Source organism: Methylosinus sp. is20ea (assembly GCF_059718135.1).
Genome location: NZ_AP046088.1, coordinates 3,107,642 through 3,129,324 on the forward strand (window position 1 = coordinate 3,107,642; position 21,683 = coordinate 3,129,324).

At 63.4% G+C, this 21,683-nt stretch carries 25 protein-coding genes, 1 tRNA gene and 1 pseudogene; 18 read left to right on the forward strand and 9 right to left on the reverse strand.

Annotated features, from left to right (window positions below):
* Positions 1 to 61 precede the first annotated feature (61 nt).
* On the reverse strand, positions 62 to 301 hold the full coding sequence (locus AC6IY7_RS14575) for a transcriptional regulator (RefSeq protein ID WP_196410472.1): 240 nt from the start codon (positions 299 to 301) through the stop codon (positions 62 to 64).
* Between the two features lie 192 nt (positions 302 to 493).
* Here AC6IY7_RS14575 and AC6IY7_RS14580 point away from each other — a divergent pair, with 192 nt between their 5' ends.
* From AC6IY7_RS14580 to AC6IY7_RS14610, 7 genes and pseudogenes are all read left to right on the forward strand, one after another.
* Positions 494 to 1,072, forward strand: a complete 579-nt coding sequence (locus AC6IY7_RS14580; RefSeq protein WP_497780116.1) for a hypothetical protein — start codon at positions 494 to 496, stop codon at positions 1,070 to 1,072.
* A gap of 206 nt (positions 1,073 to 1,278) precedes the next feature.
* Positions 1,279 to 1,662, forward strand: a pseudogene (locus tag AC6IY7_RS14585) (recombinase family protein); the annotation flags it as partial.
* A 193-nt stretch (positions 1,663 to 1,855) separates the two neighbouring features.
* On the forward strand, positions 1,856 to 2,548 hold the full coding sequence (locus AC6IY7_RS14590; RefSeq protein WP_497780117.1) for a hypothetical protein: 693 nt from the start codon (positions 1,856 to 1,858) through the stop codon (positions 2,546 to 2,548).
* A 100-nt stretch (positions 2,549 to 2,648) separates the two neighbouring features.
* The gene (locus tag AC6IY7_RS14595) at positions 2,649 to 2,936 is read left to right on the forward strand and encodes a hypothetical protein (RefSeq protein WP_497780118.1); all 288 of its coding nucleotides are present in this window, start codon (positions 2,649 to 2,651) and stop codon (positions 2,934 to 2,936) included.
* A 63-nt stretch (positions 2,937 to 2,999) separates the two neighbouring features.
* Positions 3,000 to 5,447: an AAA family ATPase gene (locus AC6IY7_RS14600; RefSeq protein ID WP_497780120.1), complete on the forward strand. Its 2,448-nt coding sequence runs from the start codon at positions 3,000 to 3,002 to the stop codon at positions 5,445 to 5,447.
* A 619-nt stretch (positions 5,448 to 6,066) separates the two neighbouring features.
* Positions 6,067 to 6,483 carry a hypothetical protein gene (locus AC6IY7_RS14605; RefSeq protein WP_497780121.1) on the forward strand — a complete coding sequence of 139 codons (417 nt, stop codon included), beginning with the start codon at positions 6,067 to 6,069 and terminating at the stop codon, positions 6,481 to 6,483.
* Positions 6,480 to 6,863, forward strand: coding sequence for a hypothetical protein (locus AC6IY7_RS14610; RefSeq protein ID WP_497780122.1), 384 nt, complete (start codon positions 6,480 to 6,482; stop codon positions 6,861 to 6,863). The genes AC6IY7_RS14605 and AC6IY7_RS14610 overlap by 4 nt, the downstream gene beginning before the upstream one ends.
* 78 nt (positions 6,864 to 6,941) lie before the next feature.
* Here the strand turns inward: AC6IY7_RS14610 and AC6IY7_RS14615 are convergent, their stop codons facing one another.
* The 3 genes from AC6IY7_RS14615 to AC6IY7_RS14625 form a co-directional block, all read right to left on the reverse strand.
* Positions 6,942 to 7,181, reverse strand: a complete 240-nt coding sequence (locus AC6IY7_RS14615) for a hypothetical protein (RefSeq protein ID WP_497780123.1) — start codon at positions 7,179 to 7,181, stop codon at positions 6,942 to 6,944.
* Positions 7,182 to 7,236: 55 nt separating this feature from the next.
* Positions 7,237 to 7,632 carry a hypothetical protein gene (locus AC6IY7_RS14620; RefSeq protein ID WP_497780124.1) on the reverse strand — a complete coding sequence of 132 codons (396 nt, stop codon included), beginning with the start codon at positions 7,630 to 7,632 and terminating at the stop codon, positions 7,237 to 7,239.
* A gap of 417 nt (positions 7,633 to 8,049) precedes the next feature.
* Positions 8,050 to 8,271, reverse strand: a complete 222-nt coding sequence (locus tag AC6IY7_RS14625; protein WP_497780125.1) for a hypothetical protein — start codon at positions 8,269 to 8,271, stop codon at positions 8,050 to 8,052.
* Between the two features lie 126 nt (positions 8,272 to 8,397).
* Here AC6IY7_RS14625 and AC6IY7_RS14630 point away from each other — a divergent pair, with 126 nt between their 5' ends.
* The gene (locus AC6IY7_RS14630) at positions 8,398 to 9,006 is read left to right on the forward strand and encodes a hypothetical protein (RefSeq protein WP_497780126.1); all 609 of its coding nucleotides are present in this window, start codon (positions 8,398 to 8,400) and stop codon (positions 9,004 to 9,006) included.
* 194 nt (positions 9,007 to 9,200) lie between these two features.
* Positions 9,201 to 11,654 (forward strand): hypothetical protein, encoded by a 2,454-nt coding sequence (locus AC6IY7_RS14635; protein WP_497780128.1) that lies wholly within the window; start codon positions 9,201 to 9,203, stop codon positions 11,652 to 11,654.
* A gap of 327 nt (positions 11,655 to 11,981) precedes the next feature.
* Here AC6IY7_RS14635 and AC6IY7_RS14640 read toward each other — a convergent pair whose 3' ends face one another.
* The 5 genes from AC6IY7_RS14640 to AC6IY7_RS14660 form a co-directional block, all read right to left on the reverse strand.
* Positions 11,982 to 12,230, reverse strand: a complete 249-nt coding sequence (locus AC6IY7_RS14640) for a hypothetical protein (RefSeq protein ID WP_497780129.1) — start codon at positions 12,228 to 12,230, stop codon at positions 11,982 to 11,984.
* Complete coding sequence (locus tag AC6IY7_RS14645; protein ID WP_497780130.1) at positions 12,230 to 12,889, reverse strand: hypothetical protein; 660 nt, start codon at positions 12,887 to 12,889, stop codon at positions 12,230 to 12,232. Before AC6IY7_RS14645 ends, AC6IY7_RS14640 begins: the two co-directional genes overlap by 1 nt.
* Positions 12,890 to 13,725: 836 nt before the next feature.
* Complete coding sequence (locus AC6IY7_RS14650; protein WP_497780131.1) at positions 13,726 to 14,019, reverse strand: hypothetical protein; 294 nt, start codon at positions 14,017 to 14,019, stop codon at positions 13,726 to 13,728.
* A 150-nt stretch (positions 14,020 to 14,169) separates the two neighbouring features.
* Positions 14,170 to 14,246: transfer RNA gene (locus AC6IY7_RS14655), tRNA-Arg, on the reverse strand.
* Between the two features lie 94 nt (positions 14,247 to 14,340).
* Positions 14,341 to 14,952 carry a PilZ domain-containing protein gene (locus AC6IY7_RS14660; protein ID WP_497780132.1) on the reverse strand — a complete coding sequence of 204 codons (612 nt, stop codon included), beginning with the start codon at positions 14,950 to 14,952 and terminating at the stop codon, positions 14,341 to 14,343.
* Between the two features lie 246 nt (positions 14,953 to 15,198).
* On the opposite strand from AC6IY7_RS14660, the gene crcB reads away from it, so the two are divergent.
* From crcB to nuoE, 9 genes are all read left to right on the forward strand, one after another.
* The gene (gene crcB, locus AC6IY7_RS14665; protein WP_497780133.1) at positions 15,199 to 15,582 is read left to right on the forward strand and encodes a fluoride efflux transporter CrcB; all 384 of its coding nucleotides are present in this window, start codon (positions 15,199 to 15,201) and stop codon (positions 15,580 to 15,582) included.
* Positions 15,579 to 16,676: an RluA family pseudouridine synthase gene (locus AC6IY7_RS14670; RefSeq protein WP_497780134.1), complete on the forward strand. Its 1,098-nt coding sequence runs from the start codon at positions 15,579 to 15,581 to the stop codon at positions 16,674 to 16,676. The genes crcB and AC6IY7_RS14670 overlap by 4 nt, the downstream gene beginning before the upstream one ends.
* A gap of 26 nt (positions 16,677 to 16,702) precedes the next feature.
* The gene (locus tag AC6IY7_RS14675) at positions 16,703 to 17,524 is read left to right on the forward strand and encodes an ATP12 family chaperone protein (RefSeq protein WP_497780136.1); all 822 of its coding nucleotides are present in this window, start codon (positions 16,703 to 16,705) and stop codon (positions 17,522 to 17,524) included.
* 195 nt (positions 17,525 to 17,719) lie between these two features.
* Positions 17,720 to 18,085, forward strand: a complete 366-nt coding sequence (locus tag AC6IY7_RS14680; protein WP_018265968.1) for an NADH-quinone oxidoreductase subunit A — start codon at positions 17,720 to 17,722, stop codon at positions 18,083 to 18,085.
* Entirely contained in the window at positions 18,076 to 18,672 is a 597-nt protein-coding gene (locus tag AC6IY7_RS14685) for a NuoB/complex I 20 kDa subunit family protein (RefSeq protein WP_142863913.1), read from the forward strand. The genes AC6IY7_RS14680 and AC6IY7_RS14685 overlap by 10 nt, the downstream gene beginning before the upstream one ends.
* Before the next feature lie 97 nt (positions 18,673 to 18,769).
* Positions 18,770 to 19,372 carry an NADH-quinone oxidoreductase subunit C gene (locus AC6IY7_RS14690; RefSeq protein ID WP_497780137.1) on the forward strand — a complete coding sequence of 201 codons (603 nt, stop codon included), beginning with the start codon at positions 18,770 to 18,772 and terminating at the stop codon, positions 19,370 to 19,372.
* A 49-nt stretch (positions 19,373 to 19,421) separates the two neighbouring features.
* Positions 19,422 to 19,811: a four helix bundle protein gene (locus tag AC6IY7_RS14695; RefSeq protein WP_497780138.1), complete on the forward strand. Its 390-nt coding sequence runs from the start codon at positions 19,422 to 19,424 to the stop codon at positions 19,809 to 19,811.
* Between the two features lie 55 nt (positions 19,812 to 19,866).
* Positions 19,867 to 21,057: an NADH-quinone oxidoreductase subunit D gene (locus AC6IY7_RS14700; RefSeq protein ID WP_497780139.1), complete on the forward strand. Its 1,191-nt coding sequence runs from the start codon at positions 19,867 to 19,869 to the stop codon at positions 21,055 to 21,057.
* Positions 21,057 to 21,683, forward strand: coding sequence for an NADH-quinone oxidoreductase subunit NuoE (gene nuoE, locus AC6IY7_RS14705; RefSeq protein WP_497780140.1), 627 nt, complete (start codon positions 21,057 to 21,059; stop codon positions 21,681 to 21,683). Before AC6IY7_RS14700 ends, nuoE begins: the two co-directional genes overlap by 1 nt.

Consider the following 21,683-nt stretch of genomic DNA (forward strand, 5'->3'; position numbering starts at 1 on the left):
CGTCGATGAAGGGACAAGGAAACGAAAATCGCCCACTTGCTGCCGGTCGACGGCGACCCCTCTACTTCTTCAGCCGCACGCCGGCGCCGCCGCCATTCTCGGGAATGAATTCCACGCCTGCATTCTCCAAGGCGATGCGAATAGCGTTCAGGTTTGCAGCGGTTGTTGACGGCTGCCCGTCTTCGCCCTCGGCGCGCCGCACGGTGGCGATGCCGACTTTTGCGGTAGACGCCAAGTCTTCGGCGGTCCAACGAATGAGGGCGCGCGCCGCCCGTATTTGCGCTCCTGTGATCACATACAGCTCATATGATCCAATATTGATCTCTGCAGTGGACGTGATATGATTCCACTCGCATGGTGTTCTAGCTATCACGCCGCCCGAGCAAATGGAAAGAGCCTCGAGCCGTGTACGCCACGAGCCTGTGCGGCCGGACGACGTGCGTCAACACCTCGCCCGGCCTGACCACAACCCGGCTTATGAGGAGCTCGGATCATGGCTGACCCTGAGACTATCACGAGTGCGTCTGCTTTCACGCGAAGGACTTTGTTGATTGCGAGCGTCGGCGCCGTCGCGCCGGCGCCATTCAAGGGCATTGCGGGCGTCGACTCGACTCATACGATGATCGTCGACCCGGCAACATCCCTGTGGACGCGATGGAAGACCGCCCAGGACATCACCGACGTTCTCTGCCAGAAGCAGCAAAGCTTGGAAACCCGATTGATGCAGTTGATCCGCGCGTCAGACAGCGTCGACGATACCGAAGGCGTCGAGGCGGGCTGCGCCATCGAGGAAGAAATCTTTCGCGCGCGCTGGGCTGCCGCCGATTTGGCTGTCGGCTACTCCGAAGCGAAAAAAGACGAAGAGCGAGCCGCAGATATAGCGAAAGACCTCGCCGATGCGCTGGCGGCCACGCCGGCGTCAACCGTCGAAGGCGTCGCGGCCAAGCTCCACGCTGTGCTCCGCGAGGGCGAATGGTGCGAGAACTGCCCCGAATTTCCCTGGCCGCAGGTCCGTTCGGCGCTGACCGACTTGGTCCGTATCGGTCGCCTCGATTCGTTTCCGAAGTTTTGAAGCGGGTCGTGTGACGGCGAGATTGTCGATCTCACAATTTTCGAGCCGCGGTCTCCGCGGCTCGTTTTGCTTCTCATTGCGGGACGATCCGGGGCGATTGTCGCTGGCGCAGCCGAAATTCCGGTGACGCCTGCGAATCTCGGGAATAGACTCGGCCGATTGATCGGACTCGCGCCACGAATTTGATGATGACGGGAGTTTTCCCCATGCCCGATTGCACCCGCGCCGCGCTGTATCTCCGGGTTTCCACAACGCGGCAGGCGGAGGTCGACCTGTCGATCCCCGACCAGCAGGCGCAGACGAGCGCCTATTGCGCACGCCATAGTTGGCGCATCGTCGCCGAATATGTCGAGCCCGGCGCTTCCGCCATGGACGACCATCGTCCCGAATTTCAGCGCATGATCGAGCGCGCTTGCGACGACGATCATCCGATCGACGTCATCGTGGTTCATTCGTTCTCTCGCTTCTTCCGCGACGCCTTCGGCCTAGAAATGTATGTGCGCAGGCTCGCCAAGCACAATGTGCGGCTCGTCTCCATCACCCAGGAGCTCGGCGACGATCCGGCGCAGGTGATGATGCGGCAGGTCGTCACCGGACGAAGCCCGCGATTGCGCGCCGATCGGAAATCGCGCGGGAGGCGCGCGAGCAATGAGCGACCGCCCCACGAAATACGAGTTCGGCTTCACGAAACCGGACCCTCGGACACGGCTCGCCTTTCTGCTCGAGGCGTGGTCGAGCCTCAATCGCCGGGCCGCCGAGCCGAGCGTCCCGTCGCGCGATCTGTTGGAGCATGTCGTCGACGGCCTGACGCCCCAGGCGCGCAATCTGTTCCTTGCCGAAAACCCGGATATCTTCGATCACGTCTTGTCGAAAACCCGTGCCCTTGCGCGCGCGGGGAGACACGTCAACGCCACCGTGTTCGACCTGCGCAGTTTCAAGACCTCGGGAGGCGAGCCCGGCGTCTATGATCGGGCGTTCGCCGCTCGTGTCGTCTACGCCGCGCACATGGGGCTCGGCGGCGGCAGGTCTTTCGAGGCGACGGCCGATGCGCTGCGCGAAGTTTGCGGCGGCCATGCCATCAAAGCATCGCTCACGCGCAATCACATCATGCAGGCGGTGAGGTCGCACCTCTCACGAGAGAAAAGCGCGTGCGAGGCCGCGGATTTGCCGGCCGAGCTGATCTTGACGCGCTCGATATGCGACCTTCGCACTGTCGCCGCGCTCGACAAGGCTCAAGTCTGGTGTGAGTCCGCCGCGCTCGCCATGCACGGCCCAAACCATCCGCGCGGCGCCGCGCTGGCCCGCGAGTTCGAGGCGCTCGAGGGCATGGCGGCGCTACACGATGCGGCTATCGGGCGGTTCAAGGAGATCGTCGACGCCAAGCGCGGCGACGCTGAAACCGTGCGGGCCATAGAAACCCTCGCGGCCGGCGTCGCGCGCGAGCGGCTTCGTCTAGGCGTCGCCGAGGCCGCCTGAACGCCTCGAGGCGTTGAATTTTACCGCGCTTCAATTGAGCGGCCGACGCCCGCGCATGTTGTCGCGTCGAAGCCGTCAGACGACCCCGGAGCCCCGAGCCATGACCCTTTCACCGAACTGCTACGATATCGAAAAGACGCGCCTTGTTTCATTGGCCGCCGCATGCGCGGTAACACGGAAAACGCTGCGCTACCTGCGCCTACGCGCCGAATGCGGCATGTGGCGGGCGCGGCGCGACGGCGACGATTGGCTGATCGATCTTTCTGCGCTGCTCGGCGATCTCGACGACGACCGAGAACGCCATGGCGCTGGCGCGCTGCGCTGTCGTTCCGAACGGCCTTGGTTGCGTCTCGTCGTCGACAAAGATCGCGACGACCCGATCGCTTGACCAAAACGAAACCGGCCGCTCACTGACGAGGAGAGCGGCCGGCCAATAGAAGGAAACGCTTGCATGGGTAGCATATCCTCGAACGGCTCTCGCGACAACGAAAAACCCGGCAAGCTGTTCGGCGAGGTTCTCGGCGGGAGGCTGATCGGCTCGGCGATCGCCGCGCCTCGCCCGGCCGAGCCGTGGTCGTCGCCGATCGCCGCGACGCGCCACGATGCGGCGAGGGCAAACGAGATGGCGCGCGCGGCGACGGATGCAAGAAACCCAAACCCCGCCCCCGATCATTTCGGGGAGTTTTGGGGTCTCGGATATCGCAGATTGATTCCGATCGTTCCGCCCGGCGCCGAGCTATCGGAGCGCTCGCATCTGAAGTCGGAAGATGTCGGCAAAATTCCCGGCCGAAAAAATCCGTCCGGGAAATGGCATGGGTTCAATTGGCAGCAATGCCGAGCGAACGAAAACGACCTGCGCGAATGGCGCAGGTGGGGCGCAGGCGTCGGCCTGTTAACCGGGCCGATCAAGCCGGACGAGCCAGACGGCGAGCAATTGATAGCGATCGATGCCGACGTTCCCGACACGACGCTCGCAGGCAAAGTGCGCTTGATCGTCGAAACGCATTTCGGGAGCCTGCCGATCCGTGTCGGGCGCTATCCGAAAGCGGCTTATTTCCTGCGCTTGTCTGGCCCGATCGGAGCGCCAAAGGTCCACTTCGGGACGAACGCGGCCGGCGAGCCGCTCGTCGTCGAGATTTCAGGCGCGGGCAGGCAGATCGTCGCCGAAGGCGTTCACCCCGCTACGAGCAAGCCCTATTATTGGGCCAAGCCGCTCGTTCCGCTGCACGAGCTGCCGCTCGTGACGCCGGAGAAGTTCGGCGAGTTCATCACGGATTTGTCGAAGCTCCCGGACGCGCGTCTCGACAAAGGGAAGTCGTCGCCCGTTGATCGCGGGCCGGTCGACCCTGAGCGTTTGCGCGGCGACCCGGAGACCGCGGCGAAAGCCGTGCGCGCCCTGCCGAACACGGTCGAGACGTTCCCGGCCTACGACGGCATGATCGAGGTCGGCTGCGCCATTCGGGGCGCATTGCCCGAGGATCCGGACCTCGGCCTCGAGCTTTTTACCGAGTGGTGCGAGAAATGGGACGGCTTCACGGCCGAGAAGCCGTTTTCGGAGGATTTCGTCGAAAGCAAGTGGCGCACGTTCGAAAATCCCCGGCTCGGCGCGCGCTTCCTTTATGAGAAAGCCGCGGACCTGAATCCCGACGGTTTCAGCATGGCCGCCGACGTTTGGTTCAAGCCGATCTCGGCCGAGGAAACCGACGCGCTGGCGAAGGCCGACGAGCTGCGGACTCTGTTCGATGACGAAGCTCGGCGCGTCGAGCCTTCACAGCGCCGGCAGAGGTTCACGCTAGAGCCGTTCGACTCCATAGCAGTCGCCTTGAATGAGGAATGGCTGGTGAAGCGAATGCTCCCCCGCCGAGGCGTCGCAGCGTTCTACGGCGCGTCGCAGTCGTTCAAGAGCTTCGTCGTGTCCGATCTCGCCATGCACGTCGCCCTCGGACGGGAATGGGCCGGCCGGCGCGTCACGCAGGGGGCCGCCGTCTACATCGCCGCCGAGGGCGCGGCAGGCCTACGGAAGCGAAAGATCGGCTTCGAACATTCGCACGCCGATCTGCCTGCGAACGTCCCTTTCTATCTGATTTCAGCGGCGCCGAACTTAGGGACGGAACGGGATGATGTGGCCGAGCTCATAGGGGCGATCGAGGGCGCAGGGTGCGCGCCTGGGCTCGTCGTTATCGACACGCTCGCCCAAACGCTCGGAGGCGGTGACGAGAACGGCAGTGGAATGACGACGTTCCTCGCCAATGCGACCGCTATCGCCAATCGCTTTCGCTGCCTCGTGCTGATCGTCCATCATATCGGCCTGAGCGACGACAAGCGGATGCGCGGCCACTCGAGCGCGATCGGCGCTGTAGACGCGCAAATCTTGGTCGAGCGGCGGCCGGGCGAAATGTCGACGACGCTGACGCTGCAAAAACTGAAAGACGAAGCGTCGAACGTCATGTTGGCGGCGCATCTTTCCCGCGTCGTCATCGGGCGGGACGAAGACGGCGACGACGTGTCGACGCTGGTCGTCGACCGAATAGAGGATACCGAAGCCGCCCCGAGGGCGAGCGCCCCTAAATCGGTCCCCGCTTCGCAACGGCTCTTTATAGATGTTGTCGCCCAGGCGCTCGACGAAGCCGGCGAGCCGTTTGATTTATCATCCGAGGGGCGGACCGTTCGCGCCGTCTCCGATGTGACGGTTCGCGAGAAATATTATGCGCGCATCGGCGAGAGGCCGAAGCCGGGGGATGACCCGCAGAAAATCGCCGAACGCCAACGCAAGGCGTTTAATCGGTCCGTGAAGTCGGCTCTCGACGCCAAGCAGCTCGTTGCAGGCGCTAAAGACGGAGATCGAGTTTTATGGTTCCAAAACCCGGCCCGGAGCGGGACATCCGGGACAGGTCTATAGACACCTGTCCCGTTTGTCCCGCTTTCCATGCCTTTGGCGGGACAGGACAAAGCGGGACATTGTCCCGCATGTCCCGCTTTGTCCCGCTTGTCCCGCTGCGTTCACCGCATTTCCGCAGTTCACCGCAGATGCAACTGCGGAAATGCGGAAGGGCGAAAAGCGGTCGGCGGCGCAACGAGGCACATGGACAGATTGTCCCGTCGCAATATTTGCGCGCGGCGTATTTGAGCCTTCGGGCTTGGGGGCGGAACGCGCGCAAGCCACATTTGCCACGCTTTTGGAAGCGAGCCGAAGAAGCGACGGAAAATAAAAAACGGGAATTGCGAATTTCGAAAAACGGAATTTCGGGCGGAGAGAAAATCGGGCGAAGGAGACGGGGACAGATGCAATCGAATGAGCGGAGCGGCGCGGGACGGAAGTTAGCGCAACATGACGCGCCGGCGGCTGTGGCGTCAGGGGCGTAGCGCCGTTGAAGGCCCCGGAGCATTTCCGACATTGGCGCCAGTCGCCCGCGAGCAGAGCGATCGGTCGGCAGGCGGCGGCGAAGGGCGTCGCTGTGCTGGCCGCCCGGCCGCGGTGTGGCGCACGGACCAAGAGAAGCGGCGGCGCCGAGACCTGCGTGCAACCGGCGATGGCGAACGGCCGCTGCAAATGTCACGGCGGGCTCACGCCGCGCGGCGATCAATGGCACGTCCCCCAATGGTGCGACGATCCCGAGAAGAACTCTCGAAAGGCGCAGACCCGCGCGAAGCGCGCGAAGGCCAGAGAGGCCCGCTTGGCGGCGATGACGCCGGAACAGCGGGAGGCGAGCTTGCGTCGCGCAAAAGCGCTCCGGCCCGCTCCGCAGGCCGTGCGCGAGGCGCGTAAAGTCGAACGGGAACGAAACGCCGAGGCTCGCGCGTTGCTGAACGCCCCGCGTCCGGCGCCTATCGAAGACCCCGAGACGAGGCGCTTACGGGCGATGGTCGCAGTGCTCGAGCGGCAAGTCGAGCAACGACGGCGTGAGGCCGAACTGACGAAGGAGCTCTTTTCATGAGCGACCAATTCGACGATATGGACCCGGCCGAGGCGATGGAAGCGTTACATCGCCGGATTCGGACGGAAGGCGCTGCGAAGGCTTACAAGGCGCTCCTAGCCGTTTGCGAGGACGCGAAATCGCCGGCGCCCGCTCGAGCGACGGCTGGCGTCGCGATTTTGCGTGCGTCCGGAGCATTCGAGCGCGCCGCGGACGAAGGCAAGCGGTCGCTCGACGATCTGAACGTCGAGGAATTGCGAGCGATTCAAAACAAGCTCGTCCGCGATCTCGACGAATTGGAGGGGGGCGCCGGGCCGTCGAGCGAACCGAAGAAGTCGGCGCGCCGCGAGAAGCCGAAAGCGCCTCCGAAGCGAAAGAAGACGTCGGGCTTGTTCGATTGAGCGGCCCGGCGACGGGCGTGCTGGCGCGCCGAAGCCGCCCAGGCCGCTCCGCTGGCGCGGCGATCGACGCTCGGCCAGCTATTCGAACAGCCGCGCTCGGCCGATTTGCTGCCGCAGCCGCGAGACGGCGGCGGGCGTCCAAACACCGCGCCCGAGAGCCGTCGGAACGCCTCGCTCCGTGAGCGCCGCCGCAACCCTGCGCAGCGACGCCGCGCCCTCCGGGTCGATCTGCGCGAGGATCGGCGCGAGCGCCAACGCTCGTTGCACATAGTGACACATATCCGAGAAAGGCGCGCAGGGCACAATTCGGTCGGTCACGGGCGCATGTGGCGCCTGTGACCGACCGAATCGCGGACGCGTGCGCGAACGCGCATTAGATCGTCGGCAGCGCGACGGGACGTCGGACGCCCCCCAAAATGGCGGTAATCAACGCGAGCCGATCGGCCGCGCGAGGATATTCGCCGATCAACCGACACGCTGCGCTGCAGACGGTCGGCTGCTCACAGCGCATCACGTCGGCGGCGATTTCGAACGCCGCAGCCGCAGAGCAGAAAAGAACGCCTCGTCGCTCGGCGTCGGCGAGGTCGTTTCTAATTTCGCGCAACCATCGATGCTCGGCCTCGAGTAAGCGGTCCGAAAGCTGTCCGGAAGTGAGAAGGCTCAATGTTCTACCGCCGGTCATGAACGCCTGCAGCGCAGCGGCGGTCATCTTTTCGATTCCCATCGAGAATCGGATAAGCCCCCCGTGCTCGTCTTCAAGGACCCACATCGTTGTTCCTCCAAAGGTTGATGGCGGTATCCTGGCGTAGGGCACAAATGTATGTCAAGTTATTGATTTGTATAGCATTTCGTCAGACAAAGAAGACGCCGATTTGCAATGATTACAGGCGCTTCGCCGGCCGTGTCTGACGTTTGTCGCGTTGCCGTAAGACGAGCGGGCGGCACGATCGCGCAACGGGCGACTCGCGGCGCGCTACGCCCGGCGATCACAAGCCGCAGCACGGCGGCGCGCCCAACTGGCAATCGGCGCAGCGGCTCGTCGACGCCCGGCGGGCGGCGCGCCGAGGCGATCGGCGGCCGAGGCGCGGCCCGCCCCGGCTATACTCGCTTTCCGATCGCGAACGGGCCCGGAGTCGCTCATAGAAATTTTCGGCGACGCGGAACTTTTCCGCCGCGCGCCGAGCAATCAATCGCGCGCCGACACGAGGCGCAACACCGGCCGGCGTCGCTCCGGCGCCTGCGCCGACCGGGTGCCGGGCGTCGGCAAGCCCGCCAGCTCGGCCGCGTCGGCGCGCGCCAATGCGAGCAATGCGTGCGCTGCGTCGACGGCGCCGGAAGTCAATTTTTCGTCGAGCAGATCGAGCACAGTGACGAGGCGATGCGCAGCGATGTGGGGCGCGAGTAACATCGGGGATTCTCCATGGCGACGGGCAGACGACAGCGCTTAAAACCGAGCCGCTTTTTTTAAGCGCTCGAGCGTGGTCTGCTTCCGATGCTCGCACGACGCGGGCGGCAGTGGAAGGAACTTCGCGCAGTGAGAAAGCCGCAACGAATGCCGGTGGAGCAGGACGGCGAGTTTACGCCGGACCCGCCGACTCCCGATGAAGTCGAATTCGACGCGCGGGTCGAGCAAATCATCGTGCAGTTCGATTTGCGGTACTGCCGTGACGCGGCGAACGCGGCATGGCGACTTTCTCACGCGCTGGCAGCGCTCGAAAAGCTCGCGCTCAACGATCGCAAGCTGTCGCGGTTCGCGGCGAGCGAGGCGCAACGCGACCGGCTTTGCAAGGGCGTCGTGATCGCGACGTGCGATGCGGGCGCCAAATTGCCGCGATCATTCGACCGCGAGCGCCTGGCATGCGGGATGAAGGCCGCCTATGCGCTCGCCTATTCGCTGACCGAGCCGAGCGAACAGCGATTGAGCGAGCATCCCCACGCACAGCCAGACGCGCGCGACCACCTGCGGATACTGCGAAATTTGCTCCACAACTGCAATCTCGAGGCGGACGTCGAACGCCGATCCTGTGACGGTCTCAGGGACTTGGATAAAAGTCGGGACCGGCCGCGGCGCGGTGCGCGTGCAGAGCGCGGGAACGATCGTCGTCCTGCAATCCTCGACGACGCCCGCGGCGCAGGAACCTGACGCTTACGTCGATGGCCAAACGCACAACTTCGTGCGCCTCTGCGGCCAGACGGATGACGTATGGGCAAAGCTTGCCGATGCCGATGTCTCAGAGGCGATCGTCAATTTCGAACCGGACGCGCGCTCCGATTGCGCATGTCGCGGTCGATGGACTCTGATTGCCTGCATGAAGCTTCGCCAGCATTGAGGCTACAATGAAAAAGCGCTTTATCATTGCACTGCTGTCGTCTACCGCCCTTGCTTCGGCCGCTATCGCTGGCGATGCGTGCGTCAATGATAATTGCACGAGCAATCGGGCCTTCACATGGACGCCACAGCAGGCGTTTGTAGCCGCCCCGGCGATTTTCCCGTTCACGACACATAACCCTATCATCGGCGGGACGGTTGGCGATCTCGGCACCCTTGCTCAAGGATCGCGATCCGGCAACACGACGATCTTCGCGACTGCGAACGGCGCGTTCACGAGTGGGCATTATCTCGCGGCCGATGCGAGCGGCAATGTCGTTGATGGCGGCACGCCATGCTGCTCCTCTGGCTCAGTCGCGGCAGGAACGGCCGGTCAACTGTCCTATTATCCCGCATCAGCCGCGGCGGTCGCTGGCAACCCAAATCTGAACATCTCGGCCGGAGCCCTCACACTCGGACAGGCCGGGTCGGTCCAGGGCTCTATCCTCTTCGCTGGCTCTGCCGGCGGCGTGACAGCTCTCGCAGCTCCAACGACAGGTGGCGGGACGATGACGCTCCCCTCGGGCTCTGGGACGCTAGCGACGACGGCGAATATCTCGACCGCGCTTCCTTCCGCGACGACATCGCAGATCTACATCGGCACTGGCGCAGCGGGCGCAGCTGCAGCCTCGTCGGCGATCCCGAATGGGATCACCGCGACGACGCAGCCGACGACCGATAATTCGACGAAGGTTTCGACTGACGCCTTCGTGCGCAATGTGGCCGGGGCTATCAGCGTCGCGGCATTTGGGTCGACTTGCGATGATGCGGCGTTGACCGCAGCCTCGTCTTCACAGCGGACTGTTGTCTTCACGAGCGGGACGGCATGCACAGTATCGAATGACTTGACGCTTTCGGGGGCGTTTCGCTGGATTGTCGAGCAAGGAGCGACAATCAATGTGGCGAGCACGAAGACGCTTACGTTCCCGAGCGAGGCGGAGATAGACGCGGCCCCGTATGCGATATTCACGGGCGCAGGCACGGTGCGCGGGCTGTCTTATCCATATGCAAATTGGTGGCCGAGGGGCGATTTCTCAGCGGCTTTGCAGGCCGCCGCGGACAGCGTTAAATATGCCGGTCCGTATCGCGCAGGTGCATATACCGACAGTGTCGCACGCTTCGGTGTGCGAGTTGCTTGCGGTCTATATATGCTGCAACGTCCCGTGAATTTCTATCCGATCACATGGGCTCCATTGGATACGGGTGGGTGTGCAGATTCGCTCGGAGGCGTGCGCTTTATTGCTTCTGAGACGTTTTCCGGCGGAAACGTGCTGTTCGAATTTCATGGGGCAACGTCGGCCGATCCAGGGGATATATCGGCATTTCTTCATGTGCATGACATGGAGTTCCAGAACAACAGTGGGGCCACCGTCGAAGGCGCGATAGGCATAGGCCAAACCACCGGGGAGGATTTTGTTTCCCAGGATTATAATCTATTCAATAACATCAAGACGTTCAACTTTACTAAGCCTATCATTCATCGTGCCGGGCAGAGGTGGAAATTTGACCAAATTGGAACCTATTCAACTGTCGCGGGAAGCATGTGTTACTATGCCAAGCCGCATGACGTCGCCGGCTCTTTTGTCGGAGACGCTGAAGTCGGCATTTGGAATTGTGCGCCGTGCGAAGCCGGGCCATTGGACGCGTGCCCTGGTTCGGAGACGTTCCATATCGAAGCGTCAGCAGCCGGCACGGGAGTGGGGGCCTATAACCTGAATAGGCTCATGGATTATCACGCAATGAAGGGGGTCAACGTAACGGTCTCGGGCGGGGCGGCGGTTTCCGACATATTCGTGCGACGAGGATATCAGCACGATGGCGTCCCTAATGCCGGGCTTGTTGAGAATGGTCCGCACCTCGTCGGCCGCACTTACGGCGCTGGCAGCATCATCCAGAATGTGATTGTGGACTCTGGTTATCTTCGGGGCTCCGCATACACGCGCACAAACGCGGCCATCGATTTCGAAGCCGACGCTGCGTCTGCCGCCGGCAATGGCATCGACGGTATCGTAATTAGCGGCGCTCATTCGATGAATGACGCTACGACTGTTGTTAGATTTAAAAACGTGAACGGTGGCACGATCTCCGGCATGGAGATGCTGTCGAGCGGTAAGACAGGCTACAACGCGATAGAACTGATCGGATCAACAAGCAACGTGCTGGTCAACGGCGTGAACTCCGCATGGTGCACGAACCCATCTTTCATTTTCGACCATATCGTTCACATCGGCGACACTGCGCATGACAATACGATCGGCGTGATCGCTGCGCCTGGATGCGCAACCGGAACTGTCTTTTCGAATACGTCGAGTGGCACTGGAAACATCGTGCCACTCGACACGACAATCACAAGGCCAAAGAACGGTGGTGGCACCTGTTCTGAAACCATCAAGAATGGAATGGTCGTGGCGTCCAACTGCTGAGGATAACAAAAATGAGAGCAATCGCTATATGCGCTGCGACGGCGCTTAACATCCTACCGGCCAGCGCCGATGACACATGCGTCATCGTTCATATGCAGAGCACTGTGATCGAGCGTGATGCAAAAGGCCTTCGCCGACCGCGTGCGATCGATGAGACCTATCAGGAATGCACGCATCCCGACGGATCGAAATATTTGGTGCGGCGGCAGTAGTCCGCAAGGGTTGTATCGTGACCGCACATTAAAGGAGAAAGGGCGGCGTCTGCCGCCCGCTCTACACGCGCCCAACCATCTTCTGAATAATGCATGGGCGACTTCGCCCCAGACGTCAAAAGTCGCGGATCATTGCAAAACCAAATAGGCAACTCGGATGCCCTACACCGGAGCGACTGGACGGCGCTTCCTGGTGCGCGCTGGGCCGTGTGTTGTCGACGACGAGCCGGAGGTGCGGCCGCGGCCTCGTAGGCGGCTTCATGATTGCCTCGGCGCGACGCATCATCGCTGAAATGAAGGTCTCGCCGATAGTCTCCGCCGGCTTCGGCAGGTCGAGCGGATCGCTTCCTTGTTCGAACATCATCACCAAGCCCCCATTCTCATATTCTCGGCCGACTGCTTGCGCTGCAGCAGGAACTTGTCTTCTTGCGTCCGCACGACGCCATCGCGATCGGCGCGGAACCGCAGTGGAATGCCTGGGTGATCTTCGAGCGCGTGCCATTGCCCGTCTTTGTCCTGCGTCACGACGCGATAGGATGGCGGCTTGCGGCTGGCGACGTCTTCCTGCGTCGTCTGGTCGGCGACGAGGGCATGCGGGCTCCCGAGATATTCCTGCGCGTGGGCGAGCTCTATCCCGTTCCGCTTGGCGACGGTCTCGACGTCGGCCGCGAGCTGGTCGGAGACATATTTGCGCGAGCCGTTGATGTCTGGCGCATAATAGCGCTCGGGCGGATAGGCCATGACGCGGCCGCCGTTGAGATCGGACGCGCCCCATTTCTGGGAGACGCGCTCGAGCGCGCGCTTTTCTGACAGGCTCTTGTCGCCGCTCTCGGCGAAGAGATCGCGATAGGCCGAGCGATAATCCGCGAGCAGTGCCGACGAGCTCATATTCGCATCGTTGCTGACAGGCGAGCCGGGGCTCATGAAGGGGACCCATGAGCCGAACAGCTGCTTCGCGATATGGTCGCTCGACAGGTCCTTGAGCGCCTTATCGGCCTCCTCGCGCCGGCCTTCCTTCGCCACGACGAACGGCGTCGTGACGCACTGCTGATCTATTCGCTCCGCGCGCGGCCGATGTGGTAAAGATGTTCCGGCGTGGGTAGGAGCTGACGCACGAGTCCTTCGTGCGTCAGCTCGCCGCTTTCGAACGCGGCGGGACGAGCCATGCTGAGCGGCGACCAGGATACGATTGCAGCGGCGCAGTCAAGACGCTCGCATTCTGCACAGGGGCGAACTGGACGGCGCATTGACGCGAGAATACCGCGCGTCGACACGACGAGCTCCTCGCTGGTTCCGTTCTGGCCGATGCGCAGCGAACTCGCCTTCTATCCGCGGCCTCCGGTTGCGCGCCTGAGCAGCCAAATCCGCCGAGCGCGCTCGTCGATCATGACCGGGCGCGACGGGCTAAAGGCGAGCAGCCCGTCGCGGCGCAGTTTTCGAACTTTTCCGTCGAGCATCGCAGGATGCGCGCGACTTCGGTCTCGGTCAGCAGCTTCACGACCATGGTTCAGGCCCTCAGCACTGGGGCGAACACCCGGCGGGCTCAAAGCTTGGCAGAGAATATCTTCGGGTATCTCTTACGAACCCCCTGCGTGGTCTCTGTCTCGAGACCGTTCCGCTTATCGAACTCGTGGGCCAGCATGAAGCGGATCGCCTCGAGCGTCTTGCTGATTTGGCAGAGGTAACCCGCACATATAGCGACAGCCGCGACGAGCCAAAAGTCATTTGGTATGTTGAACATCTTTTCTCTCCAAACGATCGAGACGAGCGCTTAGAGGGCGGGTGAGCGAGCCCCCGCATGCGCTCATTGGTTTCGATCGTTGCAATACTCGGCGACTCGGCCCGCGTGTGTCACGCCCCTAAAATTGATCGCCGACTCGGCCGAAACTCGTCAGCCGTCCGGCGTTGAAGCAGGTGAAATATCTGTCCGAGTAATCGCCCGGACGTCGGTTCCAGAAATCACGCCAGAACGAATACATGTAGCAGTCCTCGCCATTTCTCACGCGCCGGCTGTCCGGCTCGCCCAGGATATGCAACGCCTCGGCTTTTGGCATTCCCGGCTCGAGGCCGAGCGTCGCCTGACGCGGCGCGGCGCAGCCGCCAAGCGGGAGAAGTAAGGCCAGCGCCGAAAACAGCCGTCGTGAATTGCTCATGAAAAAAGCTCCCGAGTTCAAGCTCGGGGGCAAAACAGCCGATCGCGCGCCCTGTGTCAAAGGAGCCCACGCTATTTTTTCGTCTGTGGGAAAGCTGTGTGGGAAATCCGCGCCGGGCGGGAGTTTCAGCCGCTAATCATTTGATTTTATTGGCGCGCCCGAAGGGATTCGAACCCCTGACCTCTGCCTTCGGAGGGCAGCGCTCTATCCAGCTGAGCTACGGGCGCGTGAGGCTTCTGCGTCTTCACTATCGCAACCGGGCGGGACCTGCAATCGGGCTCTAGCGGCTTTCGGGCTTTTTGGCCGTTCGCGGCGGCGGCGTCACAGGTCGATGTCCTCGTCGAATATCTCGAGCGGCAGAAGGCGGCGGAAGCGAACCGCGAAACCGTCCTCCGTCTGGCGAATGACCTCGGCTTGTGTCCTTTTGCCGATCGTGACCTTCTCGCCGGGCGGAACCTGCACATCGGTCCTCAGCGAGGCGCCGCTGCGCGATAAATCGAGAATCTCGCAGGGCAGCGTCACCTGCGCCACCGTGAAGGTCGTGAATCGCCGCTTGGGCCGCAGACGCTCATGGGCGCGGCAGCGCGCGGCGTCCGGCGCAAAATGCCGCGTCAGCCAGGCGAATTGCATCGCCACATGGGCCCGTGGCCTGTCTGCGACTTCGAGGCCCAGTGTGAAGCCGCCGTCGAAGAGGCGAATCACGGCCCCGTCGAAGCGCCCCCAGCGGTCGAGATCGAGCGAGACCTTTTCGCCGACCGCGGGCCGATAGTCGCTGCGCAAGGCGACGATCTCCGCCGACATGTCTATGGTGCGGCAAGGGTAGCGGCGCTGGTCGGGCGGCAGAGAGAAGCGGCCGTCGAACCGCGGCTCGGCGATCGTCTCGGCGGCGAGGCGCTCCTCCCCGTTCTTCGGGCGGAAATCATGTCGTCCCACGGCCGTCGCTCCACATGCGCGGCGCTCGCCGATCGATCATGGACCGGGGCGCTGACGAGTTGCGGTCGCTGCACGACCGATAAATATATAGTGATCTCAATAGCCTTTACCCGACGGCGGGGGCCGCCGTCGGGGCTAGAATAAGCATTGTAACGGCGATACGTAAATCGGGCTTGAATCGAAGCGGCGCAATTGACGACGTCGCGATCCGTGACGTCGGCGCCCGCTTGCGCTAGAAGGCGGGTCATGCGCGCGCTTCTTCTCATCTTTCTCGGGGCCGGCTTGGGCGGCGTCCTGAGGCATTTCGTCAATTTAGGGTGTCAGCGCTGGCTGGGCGGGCAATTGCCCTGGGGCGTTTTCATCATAAACGTCACCGGCTCGCTCGCCATGGGCCTCGCCGCCGGCTATTTCGCCTTCAAGGCGGGGGCGGGGTGGTCGCAGTCGGTGCGGCTGTTCGTGACCACGGGCGTGCTCGGAGGCTACACGACCTTCTCCGCTTTCTCGCTCGACGCCGCCGTTCTGATCGAGCGCGGCGACACGCTCTGGGCCGGGCTCTATGTCGGCGGCTCGGTCGGCCTGTCGATCGCCGCGCTGTTTCTCGGACTCTATCTGGTGAGGGCGCTGACGTGAACGGGGCCGCGGCCGAGGCGCCGCAATCGACGCCGGTGCAGACATTGATCGTCGAGGAGGACGAGGCGGGGCTGCGGCTCGACCGCTGGTTCAAGCGGCGCTTTCCGGCGCTGGCCTTGTCGCATCTCGCCAAGATCTGCCGCAAGGGAGAGGTGCGCGTCGACGGCAAGCGCGTCGACACATCCACCCGGCTCGAGCAGAATCAGAAGATTCGCGTGCCGCCGCTGAAGCTGGAGACGGTCGCGGCGCCGGCGATTTTGCGCGCGAGGCCGGAGGACGCCCGCGCGCTCGCCGAGATGACTTTGTTCGAGGATGCGCATCTCATCGTGCTGAACAAGCTCTATGGGCTCGCCGTCCAGGGCGGCTCGGGCATGAAGCGGCACATAGACGGCATGCTCGAATCGCTGGCTGAGGGCGATAAGCGGCCGGTGCTGGTGCATCGGCTCGACCGCGACACGTCCGGGGTGCTGCTGATCGCCAAGAACCGGCGAACCGCCGCCGATCTCGGGGAGATTTTCCGGTCTCGGCAGGCGCAGAAAATCTATTGGGCCCTGGTCGAGGGCGTGCCGAAGCCGGCGCAGGGCCGGGTCTCGCTCTATCTCGCCAAAGGCGCGGAGATGGGCGACGAGCGTTCCCGCCGCACGGGCGAGCGCCGCGCCGCGGAGCCCGCCGACGCGCGGGAGAAAATGCGCGTCGCGCGCCATGGGGACGAGGGAGCGCAGCATTCGCTGACCTATTACGCCATCGTCGACAAGGCGGCGCCGCGCTGCGCCTGGCTGTCGATGAAGCCCATGACAGGGCGCACGCATCAGCTCCGCGCCCATGCGGAGGCGATCGGCTGTCCGATCTTCGGCGATCCCAAATATGGCCATCGCCCGGAGGACGAGATCCGCCGCCGCGATCCGATGCGGGCCATGCCAGCCGAGCTCGAGCCGAAGCTCCATCTGCTGGCGCGGCGGCTGATTCTGCCGCATCCCAAGGGCGGAACGCTCGACGTCACGGCGCCGCTGCCGCCACATATGAAAGAGAGCTGGGAGTTCTTCGGCTTCGACGTCGGGCAGGACGACCCCATATTGGCCGCGCCGGACGTTTGAGGCGTCCGCGCTGGAGGAGACCGCCCATGTCCGGTGAAAGCGAAAATCTCGCAGACGGCTTGTTCGTGCCCGATGAGGAGCGCAATCCCCTGCGCGCCGCCGTGCAGAGGGGCGCGCGACCAGAGCTGCCGAAGCGCTTCTATCGGTCGGCGGAGGTGGGCGAGGCTGAGGGCGGCTATGCTGTTCTGCTCGACGGACGGACGGTCAAGACGCCGGCGCGCCGTGTTTTGACAACGCCGTCCGCGCCTTTGACGACGGCGCTCGCCGCCGAATGGGCGGCGCAGGGCGAAAGGCTCAACCCTTCGTCCATGCCTTTGACAAGACTAGTTAACTCAGCCATCGACGGGGTTGCGGATCGGGCCGAGGAGGCCGCCGCCGACGTCGCCAAATACGCCGGTTCCGATCTCGTGAGCTATCGCGCCGACGAGCCTGCCGGCCTCGCCGCGGCGCAAGCGCAGGCCTGGGACCCGCTGCTCGCTTTCGCCCGGGAGCGGCTGCGCGCGGAACTCGCCGCGACTTCGGGCGTGATGTTTCTCGCCCAACCGCCAGAGGCGCTCGCGGCGGTCGCCGCGGCCGTGCGCGCCTATGCGGGGGAGGGGCACGAGGCGCCCTTTCGCCTCGCGGCGCTCCACGCCATGACGACGCTGACCGGCTCCTGCCTCATCGCGCTGGCGGTGGCGCTCGGCGAAATGGACGCTGAAGCCGCCTGGGCGGCCGCCCATGTCGACGAGGACCATCAAATCAGGGCCTGGGGCGCGGACGAAGAGGCGATGGCGCGCCGGGCGCGCCGATTCGAGGAGATGAAGGCCGCCGCCCGGATCGCCGAATTCTTCGGCGGCGCCGCCTGATTTACGGGCGCCGGCGCGCATTTTTCTGTGGCGCGCGGGCGGGCGGAAGGGCCGTCCGCCCAATCCCTTCGGTAAAGACGCGCTCGGCTCTTGCTTTGACCTATACGCTGGGTTACGGAACGCGCGGTCAGACGGCGCCCGGGGCTCCCGCCCCGCGTCACATCGCCGCCCCCGCCGCAAACGTCGGACACCGCCATGCCGAGCCTGCTCGAACAATATTTGCCGCTCGTGATCTTCATCGCCCTCGCGGCGATCATCGCCGGCGCCCTGCTCGTTCTCCCCTTCCTGGTCGCCTTCAAGGCGCCGGACCCGGAGAAGCTCTCCGCCTATGAGTGCGGCTTCAATCCTTTCGGCGACGCGCGCATGAAATTCGACGTGCGCTTCTATCTCGTCGCTCTGCTCTTCATCGTCTTCGACCTCGAGGTCGCCTTTCTCTTTCCCTGGGCGGTCGCCTTCAAAGAGGCGGGCAGCTTCGGCTTCTGGTCGATGATGTTCTTCCTCGGCGTTCTGACCGTCGGCTTCGTCTATGAATGGCGCAAGGGAGCGCTCGAATGGGATTGATCACTCGCCAGAGCCCGACGCAGATTCCGGCCCTCGTGGCGCCCTCCGCCAAGGGTCTCGTCGATCCGCGCACCGGCAAGCCGGTGGGCGCGGACGATCCCTTCTACCTCGGCCTCAACGACGAGCTGGCCGACAAGGGCTTTCTCGTCACCGCGACCGACGACCTCATCAATTGGGCCCGCACCGGCTCGCTGATGTGGATGACTTTCGGTCTGGCCTGCTGCGCGGTCGAGATGATCCAGGCCGCCATGCCGCGCTATGATCTGGAGCGCTTCGGCTTCGCGCCGCGCGCCAGCCCGCGCCAGTCGGACGTCATCATCATCGCCGGCACGCTCACCAATAAAATGGCGCCGGCGCTGCGCAAGGTCTACGACCAGATGCCGGAGCCGCGTTACGTCATCTCCATGGGCTCCTGCGCCAATGGCGGCGGCTATTACCACTATTCCTATTCGGTGGTGCGCGGCTGCGATCGAATCATTCCGGTCGACATCTATGTCCCCGGTTGTCCGCCTTCGGCCGAGGCGCTCGTCTATGGCGTTCTGCTGCTGCAGAAGAAGATCCGCCGCAGCGGCACGATCGAACGGTGACATTTCGCGCCTCCTCGGGAGCGCGCGCAATAACGAAGAGTGCGATGCGAGCCGACGCGCCATGCGCGGTCGGTTTCTCATGACGCGAGGGTGAGAAATGAGCGCGGAACTCGAAAAGCTCGGCGAGAAGGTCGCCGCGGCCCTGCCGGGCGTGGTCAAGAGCCTGAAAATCGCCTATGGCGAGCTCACCGTGGAAGTGGAGCGCTCGCATTGGTCAGATGTCGCTCGCGTGCTGCGCGACGATCCCGAGTTTCTCTTCGTCAGCTTCACCGATATCACCGCGGCCGATTATCCGGAGCGCGATCTGCGTTTCGACGTGGTGCTGCACCTCCTCTCGCCCAAGCATAATCAGCGCATCCGCGTGAAGACGCAGACCGACGAGAGCACGCCCGTCGCCTCGCTGACCAGCCTCTATCCGGGCGCCGACTGGTTCGAGCGCGAGACCTATGATCTCTTCGGCGTGCTGTTCGATGGCCATCCGGACCTTCGCCGCATCATGACCGACTACGGCTTCGACGGTCATCCGCTGCGCAAGGATTTCCCGATGTCCGGCTATGTCGAGGTGCGCTACGACGACGAGCGCAAGCGGGTCGTCTATGAGCCGCTGAACCTGACCCAAGAATATCGGAAGTTCGATTTCCTCTCGCCATGGGAGGGCGTGCAATACGATCTCCCCGGCGACGAGAAGGCGAGCAAGTGAGAGGGCGAATAGCGAATAGGGAGTAGCGAATAGAGGACTTGAGTCGATCATGGACGGACCGCGATTTCAATCGTATCGAGATCTCAAGGTCTGGCAGGAAGCGATGAACCTCGCCGTCGATTGCTACGAACTCACAGGTAGGTTTCCGAGGGAAGAAATGTACGGGATGACCTCGCAAATTCGTCGTGCGGCCGCGTCGGTGGCCGCGAATATCGCGGAAGGCCACGGCCGCGAGACAACGGGGTCGTTCGTCCAATTCTTGAGAAACGCCCAGGGATCGCTCAAAGAGCTGGAAACGCACTTGCTGCTCGCCGACAGAGTCGGGCTTGCGTCCGCGAGCGCCGTGACGCCTTTGTTGGCGCGCGGCGACGAGATAGGCCGAATGTTGCGTGCGCTGACCCGCTCGCTTCAACGAAAGACAGGAGTGGCGACGACATGACCCACTACTCGCTACTCGCTATTCGCTATTCGCTCTCCCCGCTGGGACTGTCACGATGAACGACCAGAGCCTGCGAAACTTCAACCTCAACTTCGGCCCGCAGCATCCGGCGGCGCATGGCGTGCTGCGCCTGATCCTCGAGCTCGACGGCGAAGTGGTCGAGCGCTGCGATCCGCATGTCGGCTTCCTGCATCGCGGCACAGAGAAGCTGATCGAGGCGCGCACCTATCTGCAGAATGTGCCCTATTTCGACCGGCTCGACTATTGCGCGCCGATGAATCAGGAGCACGCCTTCTGTCTCGGCATAGAGCAATTGCTCGAGGTCGAGGTGCCGCGTCGCGGCCAGCTCATTCGCGTGCTCTATGCCGAGATCGGCCGACTTCTCTCCCATCTCCTCAATGTCACCTCGCAGGCCATGGACGTCGGCGCGCTGACGCCGCCGCTCTGGGGCTATGAGGAGCGCGAGAAGCTCATGGTGTTCTATGAGCGGGCGAGCGGCGCGCGCATGCACGCCAACTACTTCCGTCCGGGCGGCGTCGCTCGCGACCTGCCGGATCGGCTGATCGAGGATATCGGCGCTTTCTGCGATCCGTTCCTGAAGGTCCTCGACGATCTCGACGAGCTCTTCATCGGCAACCGCATCTTCAAGCAGCGCAACGCCGACATCGGCGTCATCTCGCTCGAGGACGCCTGGAAATTCGGCTTCTCCGGCGTGATGGTGCGCGGCTCCGGCGCGCCTTGGGATTTGCGCAAGGCGCGTCCCTACGATTGCTACGAGGAGATGGAGTTCGACATTCCCGTCGGCAAGAATGGCGATTGCTACGACCGCGCGGTCATCCGCATGGAGGAGATGCGCCAGTCGACCTCCATCATCAAGCAATGCGTCGACAAGCTGCTGAAGTCCGAGAATCGCGGCCCGGTGGCGACGGTGAACAACAAAATTTGCTCGCCGCCCCGCGCGGAGATGAAGCGCTCGATGGAGGCGCTCATCCATCACTTCAAGCTCTACACAGAGGGCTTCAAAGTGCCGGCCGGCGAGGTCTACGCCGCGGTCGAGGCGCCCAAGGGCGAGTTCGGCGTCTATCTCGTGTCGGACGGCAGCGACAAGCCCTATCGCTGCAAGCTGCGCGCGCCGGGCTTCGCGCATCTGCAGGCCATGGATTTTCTCTGCAAGGACCATTTGCTTGCCGACGTCTCGGCGATCCTTGGTTCGCTCGATATCGTCTTCGGGGAGGTCGATCGCTGATGTCCATACGTCGTCTCGCTGAAGATCAGCCCGCGAGCTTCGAGTTCACGCCCGAGAATAAGGCGTGGCTCGAGGCGCAAATCGCCAAATATCCTGACGGGCGCCAAGCCTCGATGGTCGTGCCGGCCCTGTGGCAGGCGCAGAAGCAGAACGACTATTGGTTGCCGCAAAAGGCGATCGAGAAAGTCGCGGACACGCTCGGCATGCCGTATATTCGCGTGCTCGAGATCGCGACCTTCTACACGATGTTCAATCTCGAGCCGGTGGGCAAATTCTACGTTCAGCTCTGCGGCACGACGCCCTGCATGCTGCGCGGCTCGGACGAGCTGATCGCGGTGCTCGAGCGTCGAGTAGGGCCCCAGCGTCATGTGACGGCGGACGGGCTGTTCTCCTGGCTCGAGGTCGAGTGCCTCGGCGCCTGCTGCAATGCGCCAATGGTGCAGATCAACGACGATTATTACGAAGATTTGACGGCTGAGAATTTCGAGAAGCTGCTCGACGATCTCGCCGCCGGCCGGCCGGTGAAGATCGGCTCGCAGACGGGCCGCGTCTCCTCGGAGCCGGAGGGCGCGCTGACGAGCCTGACATCCTTCTACGGCGACGGCGCCAAAGCGCAGGCGGAGTGA

Bases quoted from the DNA above. Each gene is read 5' to 3' on its own strand.
- AC6IY7_RS14635 (WP_497780128.1), top strand. From the start codon at position 9,201: ATGAAAAAGCGCTTTATCATTGCACTGCTGTCGTCTACCGCCCTTGCT.
- AC6IY7_RS14600 (WP_497780120.1), top strand. From the start codon at position 3,000: ATGGGTAGCATATCCTCGAACGGCTCTCGCGACAACGAAAAACCCGGC.
- AC6IY7_RS14610 (WP_497780122.1), top strand. From the start codon at position 6,480: ATGAGCGACCAATTCGACGATATGGACCCGGCCGAGGCGATGGAAGCG.
- AC6IY7_RS14640 (WP_497780129.1), bottom strand. From the start codon at position 12,230: ATGATGTTCGAACAAGGAAGCGATCCGCTCGACCTGCCGAAGCCGGCG.
- AC6IY7_RS14595 (WP_497780118.1), top strand. From the start codon at position 2,649: ATGACCCTTTCACCGAACTGCTACGATATCGAAAAGACGCGCCTTGTT.
- AC6IY7_RS14680 (WP_018265968.1), top strand. From the start codon at position 17,720: ATGCCGAGCCTGCTCGAACAATATTTGCCGCTCGTGATCTTCATCGCC.
- AC6IY7_RS14685 (WP_142863913.1), top strand. From the start codon at position 18,076: ATGGGATTGATCACTCGCCAGAGCCCGACGCAGATTCCGGCCCTCGTG.
- AC6IY7_RS14675 (WP_497780136.1), top strand. From the start codon at position 16,703: ATGTCCGGTGAAAGCGAAAATCTCGCAGACGGCTTGTTCGTGCCCGAT.
- AC6IY7_RS14620 (WP_497780124.1), bottom strand. From the start codon at position 7,632: ATGTGGGTCCTTGAAGACGAGCACGGGGGGCTTATCCGATTCTCGATG.
- AC6IY7_RS14650 (WP_497780131.1), bottom strand. From the start codon at position 14,019: ATGAGCAATTCACGACGGCTGTTTTCGGCGCTGGCCTTACTTCTCCCG.
- AC6IY7_RS14580 (WP_497780116.1), top strand. From the start codon at position 494: ATGGCTGACCCTGAGACTATCACGAGTGCGTCTGCTTTCACGCGAAGG.
- AC6IY7_RS14695 (WP_497780138.1), top strand. From the start codon at position 19,422: ATGGACGGACCGCGATTTCAATCGTATCGAGATCTCAAGGTCTGGCAG.
- nuoE (WP_497780140.1), top strand. From the start codon at position 21,057: ATGTCCATACGTCGTCTCGCTGAAGATCAGCCCGCGAGCTTCGAGTTC.
- AC6IY7_RS14690 (WP_497780137.1), top strand. From the start codon at position 18,770: ATGAGCGCGGAACTCGAAAAGCTCGGCGAGAAGGTCGCCGCGGCCCTG.
- AC6IY7_RS14625 (WP_497780125.1), bottom strand. From the start codon at position 8,271: ATGTTACTCGCGCCCCACATCGCTGCGCATCGCCTCGTCACTGTGCTC.
- AC6IY7_RS14700 (WP_497780139.1), top strand. From the start codon at position 19,867: ATGAACGACCAGAGCCTGCGAAACTTCAACCTCAACTTCGGCCCGCAG.
- crcB (WP_497780133.1), top strand. From the start codon at position 15,199: ATGCGCGCGCTTCTTCTCATCTTTCTCGGGGCCGGCTTGGGCGGCGTC.